The 18,262-nt window shown below is 70.5% G+C and carries 18 protein-coding genes and 1 pseudogene; 10 read left to right on the top strand and 9 right to left on the bottom strand.

Translation table 11 applies throughout. The annotated features are described in order from the left end of the window. Positions 1–37 precede the first annotated feature (37 nt). From ACN27F_RS19465 to ACN27F_RS19455, 3 genes are all read right to left on the bottom strand, one after another. Positions 38–730, bottom strand: coding sequence for an AIM24 family protein (locus tag ACN27F_RS19465; protein ID WP_421435387.1), 693 nt, complete (start codon positions 728–730; stop codon positions 38–40). 84 nt (positions 731–814) lie between these two features. Beyond that, positions 815–1,156 carry a metallopeptidase family protein gene (locus tag ACN27F_RS19460; RefSeq protein WP_421440324.1) on the bottom strand — a complete coding sequence of 114 codons (342 nt, stop codon included), beginning with the start codon at positions 1,154–1,156 and terminating at the stop codon, positions 815–817. Positions 1,157–1,288: 132 nt separating this feature from the next. Further along, positions 1,289–1,720 (bottom strand): OsmC family protein, encoded by a 432-nt coding sequence (locus ACN27F_RS19455; protein ID WP_421435385.1) that lies wholly within the window; start codon positions 1,718–1,720, stop codon positions 1,289–1,291. 74 nt (positions 1,721–1,794) lie between these two features. On the opposite strand from ACN27F_RS19455, the gene ACN27F_RS19450 reads away from it, so the two are divergent. The 4 genes and pseudogenes from ACN27F_RS19450 to ACN27F_RS19435 all read left to right on the top strand — a co-directional run bounded on the left by ACN27F_RS19450 (position 1,795) and on the right by ACN27F_RS19435 (position 5,925). Beyond that, positions 1,795–2,781, top strand: a complete 987-nt coding sequence (locus tag ACN27F_RS19450) for a hypothetical protein (RefSeq protein WP_421435383.1) — start codon at positions 1,795–1,797, stop codon at positions 2,779–2,781. 111 nt (positions 2,782–2,892) lie between these two features. Beyond that, the gene (gene serS, locus ACN27F_RS19445) at positions 2,893–4,158 is read left to right on the top strand and encodes a serine--tRNA ligase (RefSeq protein WP_421435380.1); all 1,266 of its coding nucleotides are present in this window, start codon (positions 2,893–2,895) and stop codon (positions 4,156–4,158) included. A 110-nt stretch (positions 4,159–4,268) separates the two neighbouring features. Next, a pseudogene (locus tag ACN27F_RS19440) lies at positions 4,269–5,084 on the top strand (HAD family hydrolase); the annotation flags it as partial. A gap of 4 nt (positions 5,085–5,088) precedes the next feature. Beyond that, on the top strand, positions 5,089–5,925 hold the full coding sequence (locus ACN27F_RS19435; protein ID WP_421435378.1) for an HAD family hydrolase: 837 nt from the start codon (positions 5,089–5,091) through the stop codon (positions 5,923–5,925). Positions 5,926–5,972: 47 nt separating this feature from the next. On the opposite strand, the gene ACN27F_RS19430 is transcribed toward ACN27F_RS19435, so the two are convergent. Then, positions 5,973–6,623, bottom strand: a complete 651-nt coding sequence (locus ACN27F_RS19430; protein ID WP_421440323.1) for a bacterial proteasome activator family protein — start codon at positions 6,621–6,623, stop codon at positions 5,973–5,975. Between the two features lie 141 nt (positions 6,624–6,764). Here ACN27F_RS19430 and ACN27F_RS19425 point away from each other — a divergent pair, with 141 nt between their 5' ends. Then, positions 6,765–7,973: an ABC transporter substrate-binding protein gene (locus ACN27F_RS19425; RefSeq protein WP_421435376.1), complete on the top strand. Its 1,209-nt coding sequence runs from the start codon at positions 6,765–6,767 to the stop codon at positions 7,971–7,973. Between the two features lie 51 nt (positions 7,974–8,024). On the opposite strand, the gene ddaH is transcribed toward ACN27F_RS19425, so the two are convergent. After that, a complete protein-coding gene (gene ddaH, locus ACN27F_RS19420) occupies positions 8,025–8,864 on the bottom strand; it encodes a dimethylargininase (protein WP_421435373.1) in 840 nt (279 codons plus the stop codon). Positions 8,865–8,923: 59 nt separating this feature from the next. Here ddaH and ACN27F_RS19415 point away from each other — a divergent pair, with 59 nt between their 5' ends. Further along, positions 8,924–9,385 (top strand): Lrp/AsnC family transcriptional regulator, encoded by a 462-nt coding sequence (locus tag ACN27F_RS19415; RefSeq protein ID WP_421435371.1) that lies wholly within the window; start codon positions 8,924–8,926, stop codon positions 9,383–9,385. A gap of 79 nt (positions 9,386–9,464) precedes the next feature. On the opposite strand, the gene ACN27F_RS19410 is transcribed toward ACN27F_RS19415, so the two are convergent. Next, positions 9,465–10,568 carry a T3SS (YopN, CesT) and YbjN peptide-binding chaperone 1 gene (locus ACN27F_RS19410; RefSeq protein WP_421440322.1) on the bottom strand — a complete coding sequence of 368 codons (1,104 nt, stop codon included), beginning with the start codon at positions 10,566–10,568 and terminating at the stop codon, positions 9,465–9,467. Positions 10,569–10,744: 176 nt separating this feature from the next. Here ACN27F_RS19410 and ACN27F_RS19405 point away from each other — a divergent pair, with 176 nt between their 5' ends. Then, complete coding sequence (locus ACN27F_RS19405; RefSeq protein WP_421435368.1) at positions 10,745–13,024, top strand: FdhF/YdeP family oxidoreductase; 2,280 nt, start codon at positions 10,745–10,747, stop codon at positions 13,022–13,024. Positions 13,025–13,041: 17 nt separating this feature from the next. On the opposite strand, the gene ACN27F_RS19400 is transcribed toward ACN27F_RS19405, so the two are convergent. Both ACN27F_RS19400 and mobA read right to left on the bottom strand, forming a co-directional pair. Further along, positions 13,042–13,284, bottom strand: a complete 243-nt coding sequence (locus ACN27F_RS19400; protein ID WP_421435367.1) for a DUF6457 domain-containing protein — start codon at positions 13,282–13,284, stop codon at positions 13,042–13,044. Then, positions 13,281–13,916, bottom strand: a complete 636-nt coding sequence (gene mobA / locus ACN27F_RS19395; RefSeq protein ID WP_421435364.1) for a molybdenum cofactor guanylyltransferase — start codon at positions 13,914–13,916, stop codon at positions 13,281–13,283. The genes ACN27F_RS19400 and mobA overlap by 4 nt, the downstream gene beginning before the upstream one ends. A gap of 136 nt (positions 13,917–14,052) precedes the next feature. Here mobA and fdhD point away from each other — a divergent pair, with 136 nt between their 5' ends. Then, the gene (gene fdhD, locus ACN27F_RS19390) at positions 14,053–14,922 is read left to right on the top strand and encodes a formate dehydrogenase accessory sulfurtransferase FdhD (protein WP_421435362.1); all 870 of its coding nucleotides are present in this window, start codon (positions 14,053–14,055) and stop codon (positions 14,920–14,922) included. A gap of 37 nt (positions 14,923–14,959) precedes the next feature. Here the strand turns inward: fdhD and ACN27F_RS19385 are convergent, their stop codons facing one another. Next, positions 14,960–16,126: a DUF4192 domain-containing protein gene (locus tag ACN27F_RS19385; protein WP_421435359.1), complete on the bottom strand. Its 1,167-nt coding sequence runs from the start codon at positions 16,124–16,126 to the stop codon at positions 14,960–14,962. Between the two features lie 173 nt (positions 16,127–16,299). On the opposite strand from ACN27F_RS19385, the gene ACN27F_RS19380 reads away from it, so the two are divergent. Together ACN27F_RS19380 and moaA are read left to right on the top strand one after the other, a co-directional pair. Next, a complete protein-coding gene (locus tag ACN27F_RS19380; protein ID WP_421435356.1) occupies positions 16,300–17,196 on the top strand; it encodes a fructosamine kinase family protein in 897 nt (298 codons plus the stop codon). A 26-nt stretch (positions 17,197–17,222) separates the two neighbouring features. Continuing rightward, complete coding sequence (moaA, locus tag ACN27F_RS19375) at positions 17,223–18,257, top strand: GTP 3',8-cyclase MoaA (protein ID WP_421435353.1); 1,035 nt, start codon at positions 17,223–17,225, stop codon at positions 18,255–18,257. Positions 18,258–18,262: the final 5 nt, after the last annotated feature.

Raw genomic sequence — 18,262 nt, 5'->3', positions numbered from 1 at the left:
TGTTGATCGGCACGTACGTTCGGTATGTACGTGCCGATCAGTGCTGCATCTGTCCGGCACCACGGACCGGCGGTTCCTCGGACGGCTGGACGATCACGAATCCCTGCCCGGCGAAGCTCATCGTGAACGCCTCACCGGTTCGCCGCCCGAGCAGGGTGCCGATGCCGAGCTGTTCGGCCCGGTGATAGCCGGTCTGCAGCCCGGCGGACCAGCACACCGCCGCTTGCGGGTCGACGTAGGTCGGCTGGTCGACGTTCAGCACCACCGGGGTGCCCTTGGTGGTGATCGCGATCCGGCCCTGACCGCTGAAGACACAGTTGAACAGCCCGGCGGAGGAGGCGAAGCCCATCCCCTGGACCATCCGGATGTCGTACTGCAGGGTCGAGTCGAAGGCCAGCACACTGGACCCGTTGATCGACAGGGCATCGCCCGGTTCCAGATCGATCAGGTGCACGTCGGCGGCCTCGTTGGCGAGGAACACGTCGCCCTGCCCGGTCAGCTTCATCAGCGGGACGCCTTCACCGGTGAGCTTCTGCTTGAGGAAATTGCCGAGACCGCCGGCGCCGAGCGCCTGGAACTGAACGTGTCCCTGGTAGGCGACCATCGCCCCGGTCCGAGCCATCGCCTCGCCGTTGAGCTCGATCTTCAACATCTTCGAGTTCTGCAGGCGGAGGCCGGGCTGGGCCGACTCCTTCTCCAGATGGTCGGCGGAAAACAGGACACTTCGCATGGGTTCCTCCTGGTCTTCGGTGATCGACCGAAGGGTAGGTAACCGGCGCAAGCACGCGTCATCGCCCGGCCGGACCTTCCTGGCTCATCCCCAGCCGAGGGCGTGTAGCCGTTCGTCGTCGATGCCGAAATGATGGGCTATCTCGTGCACCACCGTGATCGCGATCTCGTCGACGACATCGACCTCGGTGTCACAGATGCGCAGTATCGGGTTACGGAAGATCAGGATCCGATCGGGCAGGACGCCCGCGTAGTCCCAACCCCGAGTCGTCAGGGCATGGCCCTCGTAGAGGCCGAGCAACTCCGCCTCGCCGTCGGGCGACTCGTCCTCCACCAGGATCACCACGTTGCTCATCAGGCGGAGCAGCCCTGCCGGAACCTCGTCCAAGGCTTCTCCGACGAGATCCTCGAACCGCTCACGGCTCATCTCGACCGGCACCTGGACGATTCTGCCGCACCACCCACCGCCCCATCCGCGCGATCTTGGACTCATCGATCGACAAAGCAGACAAATGCCCTCAATGAGTCCAAGATCGTCGGGTAGCGGGGGCGAAGAGGGTCAGACGGAAAGGCTGGCGTTCAGGGTGATCTCCGCACCAGGGGACAGCAGGCGGGAAATCGGGCAGTTCGCCTTGGCCGCCTCGGCCAGCTTGAGGAACGTGTCCGGATCGATGCCCGGCACCTCGCCCACGGTCTGCAGATCGATCCGAGTGACGGTCATCCCGGCGTCGGTCTTGTCCAGGTGCACCGACGCAGTAGTCTGTACCGAAGCCGGGGGGAAACCGGCATCCGCCAGTCCCTTCGAGAACGCCATCGAGAAGCACCCGGCATGTGCCGCCCCGATCAACTCCTCGGGATTGGTGCCCTCGCCCTCCTCGAAACGGGACCGGAATGAATAGTTCCCCTCGTAACCGCCCTTACCAGTGCGGATAGTCCCGGAACCCTCGGTCAGATTGCCCTGCCAGCGGGCTGATGCGGTACGGATAGGCATGCCTTGACGCTAGCTCACCGTGCCGCCCGGTGCGACGATGCCAGGGGAAGGGACACGGAGGAGGGTCGGACCCGATGCCCGACAACGACCGGAGCTCGCCCGGCACCGACCGGAGCTCGACTGACGGCGACCTGGCCGGAAACCCGCCGGACGGCACCGGCCCCACCGACGGCGGTTCGACAGCGCAACCGACGCCATCCGGGTCGACGGCCGGTCCCGTACTCGACACGTCGGCGGCCGTCGTCGAAATCGGCGGTTCGACAGCGGATCCGCAGAGCAGGGCCAGCCGCTGGCCGGACGCCCTACGCGAGCTCGCCGACCGGTTTGCCGACCAGACCCGCAGCGGCAGCCACCGGCTACTCGGGCCGGACCAGGCACGCAGGTTGATCCTCGCGCTGGCGGTGCTCGGCGGCCTTGCCGGTGCCGCCTCCCTGGCCGGAAACTGGGTGACCATCGAGATCCCCGAGGTGGTGATCCCCGGCGGCGGGCCGTACTCGGACGCCATGGGAGTCGCCGACATCGGCGGGTACGGCGCCGGCTACCTGTTCGGCCTGTTGACCTTGCTCATGGCCATGGCGCTGGTGTTGTTCGGCTCGGCACGGGTACGCCCAGACGCGCGTGTCGCCGGGCTGGCGCTCGGTGGCGGCATACTGGTGTTGCTCGCCGCCACCGCGCTGGATTTGGAAGGCGTCGCCCGGTCGTCGCTGGGTATCGGCTCAGAGCTGACCATCGAGTCCGGGTACGGCAGCGGTCTGGCGGCCGCTGGCGTGAGTATTGCCGCCTTGGCGCTGGCGTTGTATCTCAGCAGCCGTTCCACGCGATCGCCGGATACGCCCGGCGCGGCGGCCGGGTCCGCAGTGGCCGGCGAGACCGCAGTGGCCGGCGAGACCGCAGCCGGGTCGCCGGACAGCACCGACCTGCCGTGGCGACGTCCGGGAAGCCGCAGTGCCACGGCCACCGGGTCGCAGCCAGCCGGTCCGGCGAACCTGACGGTCGGGCCGGCCGCGCCGTTCGTCCGGACCGACACCGACACGACGCCGTACCAGCCGCCACGGCGATGACTCCCGGGCGGCGCCAGCCGGCGGCCGGCTGACAGCGGCCGGCTGACAGCGGTTCGCTGACAGGAAAACTGGCACGCGAGGCGCAAACGCCGCCCGGTAGGGTTGGTGACCGTGATAGATCTGCGTCTGCTCCGTGACGATCCGGACGTCTTCCGTGCCAGCCAGCGGGCTCGTGGCGCGTCCGAGTCCCGGGTGGACGACCTGCTCGCCGCCGACGAGACACGCCGGTCCGCAGTGCAACGGTTCGAGGCGGTCCGCGCCGAGCAGAAGCAGTTGGGCAAGCAACTCCCGCGAGCGGCTGCGTCCGAAAAGGCTGAGCTGCTGCGGCGTACCAAGGAGTTGTCGGCCGAGGTCAAATCGGCCGAAACCATCGCGGCCGAGGCCGAGCAGGCACTGCGCCGGGCGCAGCTGGCCTTTCCCAACCTGATCGAGCCCGGCGCACCCGCCGGCGGCGAGGACGACTTCGTGGTGCTCCGCGAGGTCGGCGACCGGCCGGCCATCGACGCCCCCCGCGACCACCTCGCGCTCGGTGAGGCACTCGGTGCGATCGACGTCGAACGCGGCGCCAAGGTCTCCGGCAGCCGGTTCTACTACCTCACCGGAGTCGGCGCGCTGCTGCAGCTGGGCCTGCTGCAGCTGGCCATCGCGCAGGCGGTCGAATTCGGTCTCACCCCGACGATCACACCGGTGCTGGTCAAGCCGGAGTCGATGGAGGGCACCGGCTTCCTCGGTGAGCACGCCAGTGAGATCTACCGGCTCGAAGCAGACGACCTGTACCTGGTCGGCACCAGCGAGGTGCCGCTGGCGGCGTATCACTCGGGCGAAATCCTCAACCTGGACGAACCACTGCGCTACGCCGGCTGGTCGTCCTGCTTCCGACGGGAAGCCGGATCGTACGGCCGGGACGTACGCGGCATCCTGCGGGTGCACCAGTTCGACAAGGTGGAGATGTTCTCCTACTGCCGGCCCGAGCAGGCCCACGACGAGCACCTGCGGCTGCTCGCCTGGGAAGAGGAGATGCTGGCCAAGGTCGAGGTGCCGTACCGGGTGATCGACGTCGCCGCCGGCGATCTCGGGGTGAGCGCGGCCCGCAAGTACGACTGTGAGGCGTGGGTGCCGTCGCAGGGGCGGTACCGGGAAGTCACCTCGACCTCGAACTGCACCACGTTCCAGGCCCGGCGGCTGAACATCCGTTACCGGGACGCCGACGGTCGTAGCCAACCGGCGGCGACACTCAACGGCACGCTGGCGACGACGCGGTGGCTGATCCCGATCCTGGAGAACCACCAGCAGTCCGACGGTTCGGTACGGGTGCCCAAGGCACTGCAACCGTACGTTGGCGGCCGCGACGTGCTGGAGCCGGTCACCACCGGGTGAGTCGACTGACCAGCAGTGTGCATCGTGACTTAGCAGGAAAGTCATGGTTTGGTCGCGATACCCGAGGTACGGTTGCGGCCCCGTCCGACCCGGGGATCAAGGAGGACAGCATGCCGCGCCCCGGTTTACCCAAACTGATCGCGACGGACCTCGACGGCACACTGGTCCGCAGCGACGAGACCGTCTCCGCGTACACGCACCAGGTCCTGGACCGGGCCCGGGAGCTCGGCATCCCGGTGGTCGGCGCGACCGGACGCGGTCCCCGACTGATCGAACTGACCCGCAACGACATCCGGGCAGCCGACTACCTGGTGATGGCCGGCGGGGGACGGGTGGTCGATCAGAGCGATCCGGCGGGGCCACGGGTGCTGCGTGACGAGCGGTTGTCCGGCGAGGTGCTCGCCGAGGTGATCGAGCGGCTGGAGGCGGTGGTCGGCCCGCTCATCGTGATGGTGGAGGCCTCGGATGAGCACGAGGCGCCGCTGTGGGGTGACTTCGACCCGCAGTGGCGGTATCCGGACAGGTTCGAGACGCGGACCCGCGAGCAGTGTCTCACCGGCGAGGTGATCAAGGCGTTCGCGCGGACACCGTCGCACGACGTCGACGCCCTGCTCGCCGCCGCGCGGCAGATCATCCCGCCGGACTTGGCCGCGATCACTCAGGCCGGACTCGGATTCGTCGAGATCAGCCCGTCGGACGTGGACAAGGCGACCGGACTGGCGGTGGTCGCCCAAGCCCTCGGCGTCGATCCCGCCGACGTGCTCGTCTTCGGAGACATGCCGAACGACCTGCCGATGTTCGCCTGGGCCGGGTGGGCACGGGTGGCCGTGTCCAACGCGCATCCGACGGTCCGCCGGGCCGCCGATGAGGTTACACTACGTAATGACGATGATGGCGTAGCGATTTATCTCGATCGGTTACTGTCCGGTGATGGAAGTGCAACCGCGCTTGGTCGCCACCGACCTCGACGGGACACTGCTGCGACCCGATAAGTCGCTCAGCGCCCGGACCGCGGCCACACTCGCCAGCTTCACCGACCGCGGCGGCCAGGTGATTCTGGTCACCGGCCGGCCGGTACGCTGGCTGCCCGCCGTCTACGAACAGCTCCGGGAGCCGGTGCCCGCGGTCTGCGCCAACGGAGCGGTGGTCTACGACCCGCAGACAGATTCCGTGTTGCGTGCCGACCCACTGGATCCCGAGATCATGGCCGAGGTGGCCCGGCGGCTGCGCGCCGAGGTCCCCGATGTCGTCTTCGCCGTCGAGGTGGAGGACGGCCGGTTGATGCGGCACGGCACCGACTGGCCGGCGCACTGGAACAGCGACCACCCGACGGCGCGGCTGGTCACCGATCCCGACCAGTTACTCACCGCACCAGCGGTCAAGCTGCTCGCCCGCAGCGGTCACGATGATTCCGAGGTGTTCGTCCGGATCGTGGCCGGCGCCCTGGCCGGCCTCGCCGAGGCCACCCACTCGTCGAAGTCGGGCCTGGTCGAGATCTCGGCGGCCGGCGTCACGAAGGCCGCCGGACTGGCCTGGCTCTGCGCCCGGCTCGGTGTCGACGCCGCCGAGGTGGTCGCGTTCGGCGACATGCCGAACGACGTACCGATGCTGACCTGGGCTGGTCGAGCGGTCGCGGTGGCCAACGCCCACCCGGCGGTACGGGAGATTGCCGACGCGGTGACCGCGTCGAACGCCGACGACGGGGTGGCGGCGTACCTGGAGGTGACAACGCACCAGGAGAACCCGCGTCCGTCGGCGGACGCCTGACGGCGCCGACGGGCGGCCGGGCCTGCCGGACAGAGAGAGGTACCGGGTCAGAGGTACTGGCCGGTCCGGTTGCCGCCTTCGCCAGGCGCTCCCGGTTGCCCAGGTTGACCCGGCTGGCCTGGCATGCCGGGAATCATGCCGCCGGGCCCGACCGGCAACGCGGGGCGGCCTCCGCCGCGCATCTGCTCAAGCTGCAACCGGGCCGCCATCTGCTGGGCCATCAGCGCCGCCTGGATCCCGTGGAACAGGCCCTCCAGCCAGCCGACCAACTGTGCCTGAGCGACCCGCAACTCACTCTCGCTCGGTGTCGTGCCGTCTTCGAAGGGCAGCGAGATCCGTTCCAACTCCTCGCGCAGCTCAGGGGCGAGGCCGTCCTCGAGTTCGAGGATGGACCGCTGGTGAATCTCACGCAGCCGCTGCCGGCTCGCCTCGTCCAGCGGCGCCGCACGCACCTCCTCCAGCAATTGTTTGATCATGCTGCCGATCCGCATCACCTTGGCCGGCTGCTCGATCAGGCGCGACGGGTCGTCCGAGTCGGGGGCGTCGTCCTCGGCGGTGGTTCCGGTGCCCACTGTGCCGACCGGACGGCCGTCCGGGCCGACCACCACCACCGCGCCGGGCCGGCTTCCGGCACCTGCGGGCCGCGCCGACTCGTCGGTCTCTTCCGGGGAGCGTGGTGTCTCGGTCATGGCTCCCATCTTGACGCAGCCGGCCGCCGGAGCGCTCGCCGGTCCCCCAACCTGGCTGCCTGGCATTGACGGAATGCTCCCCGAGCGGGTAGAACGCCGAGTGGACCGTTGACCTGGCCCGTCGCACCCCTTGCGAGAGGACGACCTCCTGTGCCCCACATCGACCGCCGGCAGGCTCTGAAGCTGCTGGCCGCGCTCGGCGCGACCGGACTGGCCAGCGCGTGCAGCGTCGGCACGGGCGACGACGACTCCGCAGAGGAAACCGGGCTGATCAGCGACGAGCCGGTACGTATCGGGCTGATCGTGCCGCAGACCGGTGGCTACAAGCCGATCGGCGACGAAATGCTCAACGGATTCCAGCTCTTTCTCGACAACAACGAGCGCCGCTTCGGCGGTCGCCCGGTCGATCTGGTCATCGCGGACGAGGGAGAAACCCCACAATCCGGCCAGGCAGCGGTCGAATCACTGCTCAAACAGCAGGTACTCGCGCTCACCGGGGTGGCGAACTCCGCTGTGATGCTCGCCATCCGCGACACCGTGGAGCAGGCGCAGGTGCCGCTGGTGGGCTCGAACGCCTCGCCACGAAACCTGCAGAGCGTGGTCTACATCTGGCGGACCTCGTACGTCTCGGACGAGCCCGGACTCGCGCTCGGGGCGTACCTCGCCCGGGAAGTCCCGGACGACGGCCAGGTGGCCATCGTCGCGGCCGACCAGCCGGCAGGCCGCGACCTGGTGCAGGGCTTCCGGGAGGCGTTCGGAACCAGCGACGAGCGGATCGCGGCCCCGGTCATCTGGGCCGACCCCACGCCCAATCCCGGCCGAGACACCTTCACCGAGGCGATCGGGGAGGTCGTCAGCCAGGATCCGGCGGCGGTCTACTGCTATTTCACCGGCTCCGCGGCGGTGGCGTTCATCCGCCAGTTGCGCGACACGGGCTACGACGGCCCGATCTACGGGCCGGGTTTCCTGACCGAGGGCACGGTCGTCGACCAACTGGGCGATGAGGCGACCGGAATCGTGACCGCCCTCAACTACTCAGCTGACCTGGACAACTCGGCGAACCTGCGATTCGCCAGCGGCTACCGCAAGCGGTTCGGTGCCTCGCCCACCACGTACGCCATGGCCTCGTACGACGCGGCACAGGTGCTCGACAAGGCGATCCGTACGACGGATCCGGGGGTGAGCGCCCAGGAGCTCAACCTGGCGCTCGGCCGGATCGGGCAGATCGACAGCCCGCGCGGCCCGTGGCAGTTCAACCAGCCACGGACTCCGCAACAGAAGTGGTACCTGCGGGAGGTGCTGCGGGACGGAACGGTGCTGTCCAACGTACTGATCACCGAGCTGGCCACGCTGGGCTGACCGGTTCACGCCGCTGCGGCCCGCTCGGGCGGGACGCTCGCGGCAGCCCGCTCAGCCGCGCAACTCGGCGACGCAGCACTTCACGCTGCCGCCGCCCTTGAGCAGTTCGCTGAACTCGACCAGGATCGGCTGGTAGCCGGCGGCGGCCAGTTTGCCGGCCATGCCGGTCGCCTCGCTGCTGAGCACCACGTTCCGCCCGTCGCTGACCAGGTTCAGCCCGAATTCCAACGCGTCGGCCCGACTGGCCAGCAGCGCGTCCGGGAACAACTGGCGCAGCACCCGTTGTGACGCCGGGGAGAACGCCTCCGGGTAGTACGCCACGTTCTCGTCGTCGAGCACGGCCAAGGCCGTGTCCAGGTGGTAGAGGTACGGGTCGACCAGCCGTAGCGACACCACCGGCCGGCCGAGTGTCTCCTGCACCCGGCGGTGCGCGTCCGGATCGGTGCGGAAGCCGTAGCCGGCGAGGATGGTGCCCCCGTACGCCGCCGGCAGGTAGGCGAGGTCCCCCTCGCCTTCGTTCGTCTCGGTGGGCTGCACGAACCGCCACCCGAGCTCCCGGTAGAAATCACGGTGTGCATCGGCCTCCGCGGCCCGCTGCGCGTGGGTGAACCTGGCTCCGTACACCGTCGCGTCCACCGAGAAGGCGCCGTTGGCGGCGTACACCATGTCGGGCAGGCCGGACCGGGCCGGCAGCAGATGTACCTGGTGGCCCAGCCCGCCAAGCGTCTCGCGCAGCCGCTCCCACTGCTTGACAGCGAGTTCGGTGTCGACCGGGACCTGCGGGTTCATCCACGGATTGATCGCGTACGTCACGGTGTAGTGCTCCGGCGGACACATCAGGTAGACCCTGGAAGGCCCGGTGGCAGCGCGCGCTTGGGTCACGGAAACCAAGAGTAGGTAGGCTGTCACGCAATAAGAAGCCAGGATCGTTGCGCTCAAAGGACCAAACATTGCAAATTGACGTGATCGACCAGCGGATCATTGCGTCGTTGGTGGCTGATGCCCGTTCGTCGTACGTGGACATCGGTGCCCGGGTGTCGCTTTCCGCGCCTGCCGTCAAACGCCGAGTCGACCGGCTGCGCGCGGCCGGTGTGATCCGCGGCTTCACCGCGCTGGTGGACCCGTCCGCGGTGGGTTGGACCACCGAGGCGTTCATCGAGCTGTTCTGCACCGGACGCACCACGCCGGCCCAGATCGCGGCGGCGACCCGACGGCATCCGGAAGTGATCGGTGCCTTCACGGTCAGCGGCGAGGCCGACGCGCTGGTGCATCTGCGAGCCGCCGACATCGCCCACCTCGAACAGGCCCTGGAACGGCTGCGGGCCGAACCGTTCATCACCTCGACCCGCAGCATGATCGTGCTGTCGCGGTTGGTCGACACGCCACCGCCGATGGCCACGCCGACCGACTGACCGGCTGACTGACCGGCCGACTGACCGGCCGACCGACCGGGTATGCCGAATCAGATCGGAAACGCCTGGTCGGTGACAATCACAGATACATGCCGGTCCGGTGACTCCCCGTCTCGCGCGACGGCTTGTCGCCATCGCCGAAGAAGCGCTTGCCGCCGAACTCGCCGTGCAACCGGTCGTCCAACTCGTCGGCCAGCCCGGTCATCACCTGGACCGCCAGCATCAAGTGAGTCGGCTGGAAGTTGCGGCCGAAAACCGGGACGGACGCCCAGACCGTGTCGTTGGTGCAGTAGAGCCGGCCGATCGGCATCCGGTTGGTCAACTCGGAGAGTTTCACGTAGAGCTGCTCGGTCGGCTCGATCTCGGTGAGCACCGGGGAGAAGACGTCGACCAGCGGCGGGTTCTCCCGGATCCGGACGAACACCATCGCCGAGCCGGCCCGGATGCCGATGTCGCCGTCCGCGTCCACGTGCAGGTGCTCCGGTGTGCTGCGCATCATCGTGGCGACCACGGTGCGGACCTGCTCGTCGAGCGGAAGCATGTCGTCGTCGTCGGCGGCGCCGTCGGCGCCGTCGGAGAGCGGGTCGTCGGCCGGCAGGTTGAAATCGCCGTCGAGGGACGATTCCGGCCGGGCGGTGCCGAACGGCTCGACATCGACCGATGCGTCGTTGTCATCGCGCACCGAGTAGACCAGGAACGCCGGATGCGGGGCGCCGTAGACGTCGCGCAGGGTCCGGGTGATGATCGACGCCAGCTGGTTCGCCTCGGTGACGGTGGTGGCCAGGCCGAAGTTGTCACCGGAGCCCTGCACCACTCCCGGTGGCGACCAACCGAGCGCGACCAGATCGGCCACCGCGGTGCGGTCCATCCGGTAGGCCGCCGGCAGGGCCGCGTTGCTGACCGCCGACGCGCTCAGCCGGTCCTGCAGCCCGATCCGCAGGCTCACCGAGTAGATCGCGTCGCCGGTGCCGGACGCGGTCGGATCCAGGGTGAGCACGACCTGCGCGCCGGCCGGCAGAGTGGGCAGCGTCGCGGCCACCGAGGCGGCGAAGTCGCGCCACGCCTGAGTCACCTTCTCCCGCAGGTCGGCGGTGCTCGGCTCGTCGAGCAGGAGCGGCTCGCGCGCCGATGGTTGATTCCCGGTCGCCTGGTCTCCTGATGCCGGCACCTGCTCCCCCACCATGATCAGCCCTAGCACGCTGTGCGCACACCCTACCTACGTCGACTACCACACCGGCTAGCCCCGGTCACGGTCGGATAGCCGCCAGCACGTCGGCGGGCTGGCACGTACCACTGCTGACCTGCTGTTACGACATTTGCCGGATCGACGCAAAGCGCAACATGTGAGATTGTCACGGCATGGCCCGTCCCGCCCCCCGCGACGACACCGGCGACCGCGACCTACGGATCGGCGACCCGGCGACCACCTCGGCCGGGCTGCCGGGTGTCACCCACGCGCTGCGGGCCGGCGTCGCCCAGATGGGGGTACGGCGCACCGCGCTGACCCTGCTGCGGGTCAACCAGGCCGGTGGCTTCGACTGCCCCGGTTGCGCCTGGCCGGAACCGGCCGCCGAACGGCGCTCACACGCCGAGTTCTGCGAGAACGGCGCCAAGGCGGTCGCCGAAGAGGCGACGCTGCGCCGGGTCACACCCGAGTTCTTCGCCCGGCATCCGATCAGCGAACTGGCCACCCGATCGGACCACTGGCTCGGCCAGCAGGGCCGGCTGACCGTCCCGGTGGTACGCCGGCCCGACACCGACCACTACGCCCCGATCAGCTGGGACGACGCGGTCCGGCTGGTCGCCGCCGAGCTGCACACGCTCGACTCGCCGGATCGAGCCGCGTTCTACACCTCCGGGCGCACCTCCAACGAGGCGGCGTTCCTCTACCAGCTGTTCGCCCGCTCGCTCGGCACCAACAACCTGCCGGACTGCTCCAACATGTGCCATGAGTCGTCCGGGTTGGCCCTGTTCAGCACCATCGGCATCGGCAAGGGCTCGGTCACTCTGGCCGACCTGCACCGGGCGAAGCTGATCGTGGTGGTCGGGCAGAACCCGGGCACCAACCACCCCCGCATGCTGTCGGCCCTGGAGGCGGCCAAGCGCGGCGGCGCCACGATCGTCGCGGTCAACCCGCTGCCCGAAGCGGGGCTGCTGCGTTTCCGCAACCCGCAGCGCGCCGGCGGACTGGTCGGTGCCGGCACCGCGCTGGCCGACCACTTCCTGCAGATCCGCATCGGCGGCGACCTGGCACTGTTCCAGGCGATCGGTGCGCTGCTGGTCGAGCGGGACGCGGTCGACGCCGATTTCGTCGCCGGACACACCATTGGCTACCCCGACTACCGCGCCGCCCGCGCCGAGTTGGACTGGTCGGTGGTGGACGCCGCCACCGGGCTGGACCGGGCGCAGATCACCGAGGTGGCCCGACTGTTCGCCGAGTCCGACGCGACCATCGTCTGCTGGGCGATGGGGCTCACGCAGCGGCAGGACTCGGTCGACGCGATCCGCGAGATCGTCAACGTACAGCTGCTGCGCGGCATGATCGGCAAGCCGGGTGCCGGGCTGTGCCCGGTGCGCGGGCACTCGAACGTGCAGGGCGACCGGACCATGGGCATCTGGCACGAGCCGCCGGCCTGGATGCCGGCGCTCGGCCGACGGCTCGGCGTCGACCTGCCGGCGCACACCGGGTTGGACACGGTCGGCACCATCCGAGCGATGCGCGACGGCGACGTACGGGTGTTCATGGCACTCGGCGGGAACTTCGCCGCCGCGAGCCCGGACACCACGGTGACCGAGGCGGCGCTGCGCTCGTGCGCCCTGACCGTGCACGTGTCGACCAAACTGAACCGCTCACACGTGGTGCCCGGTCGGACCTCGCTGATCCTGCCCTGCCTGGGCCGCACCGAGCGTGACCGGCAGGCCGGCGGAGAGCAGTTCGTCACGGTCGAGGACTCGATGTCGGCGGTGCACGCCTCCCGGGGCCGGCTGGTGCCCGCCGCTGCCGAGCTGTTGTCCGAGGTGGCGATCGTGGCCCGGCTGGCCCGGGCGACGCTGCCCGATTCGCCGGTGCCGTGGGAGGTGTACCAGGCGGACTACCGATCGATCCGGGCGGTGATCGCCGACGTGGTGCCCGGCTTCGTCGACTTCGAACGGCGGGTCGGTGAGCCGGACGGCTTCGTTTTGCCGCACCCGCCGCGCGACCGGCGCGCCTTCGCCACCCCGTCGGGCAGGGCTGCGTTCACGGTCAGCCCGTTGTCGGTGATCGAGGTGCCGCCGGGCCGGCTGCTGCTGCAGACGATGCGCAGCCACGACCAGTACAACACCACCATCTACGGCTTGGACGACCGCTATCGCGGGGTACGGGGCGGGCGCCGGGTGGTCTTCGTGCACCCGGACGATCTGGCCGCGCTCGGCTTCGCCGACGGTGACCTGGTCGACCTCGTGTCGGAATGGTCCGACCAGGCACAGCGGCGGGCGGCCGGCTTCCGGACGGTCGCCTACCCCACGGCCCGAGGCTGCGCCGCAGCGTACTTCCCGGAGGCGAACGTGCTGGTCCCGCTGGACTCGACCGCCAGCGGCTCGAACACGCCGACGTCGAAGCAGATCATCATCCGGCTCGAACCAGCCACCCCGGCCTAGCGGTCACCGATCACCGATCACTGGACCGGCTCGGTCCAGGTGCGGGCGAGCGCGGCCAGCCGGGCGGCGGCCTGCGCCGGGTCGGCACCCCGGCCGACAGCCAGCCCCAACAGGTACGCGGTGACCGGCGCCCCGGGCCGCAGCACGTTGTGCGCCACGTCGCGGGCCAGGTCCAGTACCACCGGCACCGGTACGTCGTCGGGGCCGAGCCCGAGTTCGGCGCTGGCCGACGCCACCCAGTGCCGCATCGTGTCGCTCATCGTGACCACTCCTCGGCTCGCCGGACGTCCTGCTCGGTGTCGCAATCGAACCACGGTGGCGGGCCGTCGTCGCGCCAGGTCACCTCGGCGACGTCGAGACCGCACAGCAAAGATCGCATCGATGCTCCGGTCACGTCGCCGACCCGCTGCGCGGCGAGTCGGGTGATCGCGTCGCGTAACCGAGCCGTCCGCCACACACCGCAGAGCAGCTGCCGCCGGCCGGTGTCGTCGACGTAGAGCGCCCCGTCGACCGGCTGCTGTCGTACCGTCCTGATCAGCTGGTCGACGGCGCGGGCGGTGAGCAGCGGCAGGTCGGCGGCGAGTAACGCGACCAGCTCGGGCGCGGACCCGGCGCCCGGACCGACGGCGGAGTCGACGGCGGGCTCGACGGCGGCGAGGCCGGCCGCCGTCGCGGCCACCGGGCCGGCACCGGGTGGCTGTTCGCGTACCACCAGCACACCCGGCGGCGGGTAGGGCAGTGGGCCGACGACGATCCGTGGAGCGGCGTGCGTGACGGCCGCCAGCACCCGGTCCCGCATGGCCACTCCACCCACCGGTGCACCCGGTTTGTCCACCCCGCCCATCCGGTGCGCCGCACCGCCGGCCAGTACCACCGCGCCGAATCCCGCCACGGCTCCGACGGTATCCCTGGACAGCCGTTCAGCGCCGCCAGGGGTGCCCGCGAGGGTCAGCGATGCCGCGTCTGTGCGCTGGTCCCGGACCCCGCGGATGCCTTCGAGGTGCGCTTGGCAAGGCAGGATGGGTGACATGGGCAGGGCGAGTGAACGCCGGACGGTGCTGCGGATCGAGGTCGGCACTCGGGGTGCCGGCAGCGATGGCGGGCAGGGCCGCCGGGTGCGCCGGATGGACACGATCGCCGGGGAGGAGCCGCTGGAGATCCGGGTCGGTCCGGCCGGCCCGGCGCGGCGGCGCCCGCTGGCCGTCACCATGCGGACGCCCGGACACGACATCGATCTCGCGATCGGTTTCCTGCTGACCGAGGGAGTGATCGGGTCGGTGGGCGACGTGGTCACCGCCCAGTTGTGCGCCGGCACCGACACCCCGAACACCTACAACGTGGTGGACGTCACGCTCGCTGGACACGTACCACCGCCGGAGACCGACCCCGCCCGCAGCTTCTACACCACCAGTTCGTGCGGGGTATGCGGCAAGGCGAGCATCGACGCGGTCCGGACCCGTTCGCGCTTCGACGTCACCGCCGATCAGACCACACTCACCCCCGAGGTGCTGACCGCCCTACCGGAGCGGCTGCGCGCCGCCCAGCGCGGCTTTGACCGCAGCGGCGGGCTGCACGCCGCCGGGCTGTTCACCTCCGACGGACAGCTACGCACGGTCCGCGAGGACGTCGGCCGGCACAACGCGGTCGACAAGTTGATCGGCTGGGCGGCCCGGGAAGAACTGCTGCCGCTGCGTGGACACGTCCTGTTGGTCTCCGGCCGGGCCAGCTTCGAGCTCACCCAGAAGGCCTGGATGGCCGGCATTCCCGTGCTGGCCGCGATCTCCGCACCGAGCAGCCTCGCCGTGGCGCTCGCCGAGGAAGCCGGGATGACGCTGGTCGGCTTCCTGCGGGGAACGACGATGAATGTGTACGCCGGGGCAGAACGGTTCAGCGGCTAGGACTGTCGCGTGCGGCATCGGGGCGACACCGCCGGCATCACGGCCGGCGGCGTCCACCGGGGCGGATCCGGTGCCGGGCCTGGCGGGCAGGCCGGGCCCGGTCGCGGGCTTCGCCGCCGGGGCGGCGCCGGGCCGCGTCGCCGCCGGGTCCACGAGCCGACCCACCGGAACGGCGACCGGACTCCGGCGGGCGACCCGCTGAGGGCTTGGGCCAGTCACCGAGGGCCGCCGGCGGGATCCCACGGGTCAGCACGTCGTCCATCAGCCGGGCCATCGAGTAGTCCGGCTGCTCGGCGAGCACCCGGTCGAGCGACACCCGGGCCAACGCGCCGTTGCCGGCCCGCCAGGCGGCGAACGCGAGCAGGCTGGCCGGGGCGGCGACCTGCTCGGGCTCGGCCCGACGCAGGACGTCCTGCCAGAACGTGACCTGCCACTGATCGTCGGTGATCTGTTCCCAGGCGAAGTCCCGCACCGCCAGGTCGGTCAGCAGCACCACGAGCCAGGCCACGTCGTCGTCGGTCGGCGCGACACCGCGACGCTGGCCGTCCAGCAGCCGGCGGACCGTGGTCTCGCCAGCACGGCGCAACGTACGGGAGCCGAGCAGGTCACTGGTCGGGGCCTGCGCGATCAGGTCCGCGTAGCGGGCGCGGGCACGCCCGGCGGCGTCCCGCATGGACTCGCGGGCGGTGCCGGTCACCGGCTCGACCTGGCGTTGCAGCGCGGCCCGGTCGGGCAGCGCGACCTGGCCGGCGACGGTGGCGGCGACCGCCAACGGATTGACCGTGGAATCGATGCGCCGGCCGTCGAGCGGGCAGCACGTCACGTCGTGGCAGTAGTAGGACCAGTACCGGTCACCGGTGACCCGTAGCGCGTCGAGCAGCGGGATGCTCAGCCGCTGCAACCCGATCGTGGTCTGGTCCAGGGCCGGCGTGACGGTCTCGGCCGGCCCGTAGCCGACGACGACCGCGGCGTCGATCCGCTGGCGGTCGACGATCTCGGTCACCTGGGCGGCCAGCGCGGCCTGCGCGTCCACGGAGGTCGCCGGAGCGGGCAGGTCGGTGCGGGCGGCGAAGGCGACGGAGGCACCACGCAGGCCGACCACCACGATGCTGTCGGCGGGGTGGAACCCGATCAGGTACGGGACCGCCGCGATGAGATCGGCCGGGTCGCGTACGGTCAGGGTGACGTGCTCGTTCGAGGTCATACCGGAACTGTCCCGGCGAGCCGTCACTGCGCGCGAACACCGACCTGCGACCTGTGGACGACACGCCGGGTCGTCCACAGATACAGAGAGTATTCTCACTGGTCAGGTGGATCCGCCAGGGGCGCGCGTAACTACGGTACGCACACCGGCGGGGCCGCGATTACCGTACGGCTATGGATCTGGCGTACCTGCGGGCCCATCCGGAGCACCTGCCGACGTTCCTCACCCACCAGCGGATCCGGGAGACGCCGGTCTCCGGCGGCAGCATCTGCTCGGCCAGCCGGCTCACCCTCGACGACGGCAACTCGGTGTTCGCCAAGACCTGGCCGCAGGGGGCCGGCACGCCGATGCCGGACGGCTTCTTCGCCGCCGAGGCCAACGGTCTGCGCTGGCTGCGGGAGGCCGATGGCGTACCGGTGCCGGCGGTCGTCGCCGCGCTACCGCGACTGCTGGCGCTGGACTGGGTCGACCCCGGCCCGCCGGACGCCGAGGCCGCCGAGTCGTTCGGCCGGCAACTGGCGATCACCCACCGGGCTGGCGCGGATCACTTCGGTGCACCGTGGACCGGCTTCATCGGTGCCCTGCCGCAGGACAACACACCAGTTGCGGACCGTCCCTGGTCGGCCTGGTTCGCCCAGCGTCGGCTGGTGCCGTACCTGCGGCTGTCGGTCGACAACGGTGCGCTGTCCGCCGCGGAGGTCGCGCTGGTCGAGCAGCTGATCGGCCGGATCGACCAGTACGGCGGGGACGAACCGCCCGCCCGGGTGCACGGCGACCTGTGGCCGGGCAACCTGCTCTGGGGCGCGGACCGGCGCTGCCATCTGGTCGATCCGGCCGCGCACGGTGGACACCGGGAGACCGACCTGGCACAGCTGGCCCTGTTCGGCGGGGCACCGCACCTGGACCGTGTCCTCGCCGGTTACCAGCAGGAGTGGCCACTCACCGACGGCTGGTCGGCCCGGGTGCCGGTGCACCAACTGCATCTGCTGCTGGTGCACACCGCGCTGTTCGGCGCGGCGTACCGGCAGGCGGTGGCCGGCGCGGCCCGGCAGGCACTCGTCGCAGCCTGAGCCGCCGGGCGCGCTACCGTCGGCGCATGGAGCAGAGCACCCGGCCCGGCACGGGCCGGCTCGCCGACCGGTACGGCCGGGTGGCCACCGATCTGCGGGTCTCCCTGACCGACCGGTGCAACCTGCGTTGCTCCTACTGCATGCCACCGGAAGGGCTGCCCTGGCTGCCCAGCCCCGACATTCTCACCGATGACGAGGTGATCCGACTGGTCGGCGTAGCGGTACGGCTGCTCGGGGTGACCGAGGTGCGCTTCACCGGCGGCGAGCCGCTGCTGCGGCCGGGCCTGACCCGGATCGTCGCCGCGGTGGCGGGGCTGCGCCCCCGCCCGGTGCTCTCGCTGACCACCAACGGTATCGGGCTCGGCCGGCTGGCTCCGGGCCTGCGCGATGCCGGGCTGGACCGGGTCAACGTGTCGCTGGACACCCTCGACGCCGAGCGGTTCGCCCGGCTGGCGTACCGACGACGACTGGCTGAGGTGCTTGCCGGGTTGGCCGGCGCGGCGGCCGCCGGACTCACCCCAGTGAAGATCAACTCCGTGCTGCTGCGCGGGATCAACGACGACGAGGCGCCGGCGCTGTTGCGGTTCGCCCTCGACCACGGCTACGAGTTGCGGTTCATCGAGCAGATGCCGCTCGACGCGCAGCAGGCGTGGGATCGTAGTCGGATGGTCACCGCCGCCGAGATCCTCGACGCGTTGACGGCCGAGTTCGCCCTGCTACCCGACCCGGCCGAACGGGGCGGTGCACCGGCCGAGACCTGGCTGGTGGCCGGCAGCAGTGGTCCGCACGGCGGACTGGCCCGGGTCGGGGTGATCGGCACGGTGACCCGTCCGTTCTGCGGCGACTGCGACCGGACCCGGCTGACCGCCGACGGACAGGTCCGCGACTGCCTGTTCGCCCGGCACGAGTCCGACCTGCGTACCGCGCTGCGTGGCGGTGCCGACGACGCGGAACTGGCGCGGCGCTGGCAGGTCGCCATGTCGGGCAAGCGGGCCGGGCACGGCATCGACGATCCGACGTTTCTGCAGCCGGCCCGGCCGATGTCGGCGATCGGCGGTTGACCGGC

The organism is Solwaraspora sp. WMMB335 (assembly GCF_049179075.1).
Taxonomy (GTDB): domain Bacteria; phylum Actinomycetota; class Actinomycetes; order Mycobacteriales; family Micromonosporaceae; genus Micromonospora_E.
The sequence above is the reverse complement of the archived record's forward strand: the minus strand, read 5'-3'. Positions and strand labels throughout refer to the sequence as shown.